Consider the following 2,034-nt stretch of genomic DNA (forward strand, 5'->3'; position numbering starts at 1 on the left):
GATCAAGGCGCGATTCGACGAGCAAGCGAACATCAAATGGGCCCGCAAACTCGAACACGCGGGTGTGCACGTGGTGTACGGACTGGTCGGGCTCAAGACCCACTGCAAGACCTGCCTCGTCGTCCGCCGCGAGGGGTCCACCATCCGCCGTTACTGCCACATCGGCACCGGAAACTACAACCCGAAGACGGCCCGGCTGTACGAAGACATCGGTCTGCTCACCGCGGCACCGGAGATCGGCGCCGACCTCACCGACCTGTTCAACTCGCTCACCGGCTATTCGCGCAAAACGCAGTATCGCAACCTCCTCGTCGCGCCGTACGGTGTGCGCCGGGGCATCATCGAGCGGATCGATGGTGAGATTGCGCACAAGTTGCGGGGCGAAGACGCCGGAATCCTCCTGAAGGCCAACGCCTTGGTCGACGAGCAAGTGATCGACGCGCTCTATCGCGCGTCCAAGGCCGGTGTGCCCGTCGAGATCGTCGTGCGCGGCATCTGCGCCCTCAAGCCCGGAGTTCCCGGATTGAGCGAGAACATCCACGTCCGGTCGATCCTCGGCCGTTTCCTCGAGCATTCGCGAGTCTTCCATTTCCGCGGCGCCGACGAATTCTGGATCGGCAGCGCAGACATGATGCACCGCAACCTCGACCGACGCGTCGAGGTCATGGCGCAGGTGAAGGATCCTCGCCTCACCGCTCAGATCGGCGAGATCGTCGATTCGGCGCTCGATCCCGTCACGCGGTGCTGGGTGCTCGGACCCGACGGCCGGTGGGTTCCGTCGCCGGCACAGGGCGAGGAGGTCCGGGACCACCAGGAGGCCATGATGCGTAAACGAATGGGCACCGGATCCTGATCGCGGCGTACCCGCGGCAGTAGGGAAGGAACTCGGTGAGCGGCACACCCGGCAAACCGGTCAAAGCCAATATCTTCGCGGCGGGAGCAGTGCTGTGGCGAAAGTCTCCCGAGAATCCCGACGAGATCGAGATCGCGGTCATTCACCGGCCCAAGTATGAGGACTGGTCGTTTCCCAAGGGAAAACTCGACCCCGGCGAAACCGCAGTGGTGGCAGCGCTGCGCGAGGTGGAAGAAGAGACGGGTATTCGCGGGCGCCTCGGGAGGCATCTCGGCGCGTTGACCTATCCGATTCCCGGGCACCGCCGGTTGAAACGAGTCGAATACTGGGCGGCCGAAGCCCGCGCGGGCGAATTCGTCCCCAACAGCGAAGTGGACCTGATGCGGTGGCTTCCCGTATCGGACGTGGCCGATCAGCTGTCCTATCCCATGGATCGCACGATGCTCCGCCGTTTCACGGCTGGGCCGCCCGACACCGCGACCGTCCTCCTGGTCCGGCATGCCAAGGCGGGAAGCCGGAAACGGTACAGGGGCGACGACGACACCCGGCCCCTGGACGCGAACGGCATACTCCAGGCCGACGCCCTCGTAGCCCAGCTCGAGGCGTTCGGGGCCACCGACATCACGTCGGCCGATAGAACGCGGTGCACACAGACGGTCGAGCCGCTGGCCCGCGCGCTGGACACGACCGTCCGGTTGGATCCGCTGTTGTCCGAGGAGAGTTACACCGCCGACCCGGCGGCCACCCGTACCCGGGTCCGCAAGATCGCCGCGCTCGGCGGGGTTCAGGTGATCTGCAGCCAGGGTGGCGTCATTCCCGATCTGCTCGACTGGTGGGCGGACATCGACGGCGTCGCACTCCCCCCGGCACGGAACAGAAAGGCGAGCACCTGGGTGCTCTCACTGTCCGGGGGCAAACTCATCGCCGCCGACCACATCGACAGTCCCCTGCCTCCCACGCGGAAGGACTGAGAGCCGCCGGCCGGATTTCGTCCGGGAACGACGACGACACAGACAGGCGCCAACCCCCAGGGTCGGCGCCTGTCTGTGTTCGGGAAGACCCGTGTGCGCTGTCTTACTTGGCGCGCTTCGCGGGAGCCTTCTTTGCTGCGGTCTTCTTTGCAGCCGTCTTGGCCGGAGCCTTCTTGGCTGCAGTCTTCTTCGCGGCAACCGTCTTGGCCG

Annotated in this window: 1 protein-coding gene and 1 pseudogene; both read left to right on the top strand. The window is 65.6% G+C overall.

The genetic code is table 11. The features are described 5' to 3' along the window. Nucleotides 1-853, top strand: a pseudogene (locus tag P3H15_RS53680) (RNA degradosome polyphosphate kinase); the annotation flags it as partial. 35 nt (nucleotides 854-888) lie between these two features. Next, on the top strand, nucleotides 889-1,824 hold the full coding sequence (locus P3H15_RS53685) for a bifunctional NUDIX hydrolase/histidine phosphatase family protein (protein ID WP_276144772.1): 936 nt from the start codon (nucleotides 889-891) through the stop codon (nucleotides 1,822-1,824). Nucleotides 1,825-2,034: the final 210 nt, after the last annotated feature.

The sequence above is a fragment of the Rhodococcus sp. T2V genome, from assembly GCF_029269925.1.
Lineage (GTDB): Bacteria > Actinomycetota > Actinomycetes > Mycobacteriales > Mycobacteriaceae > Rhodococcus_F > Rhodococcus_F koreensis.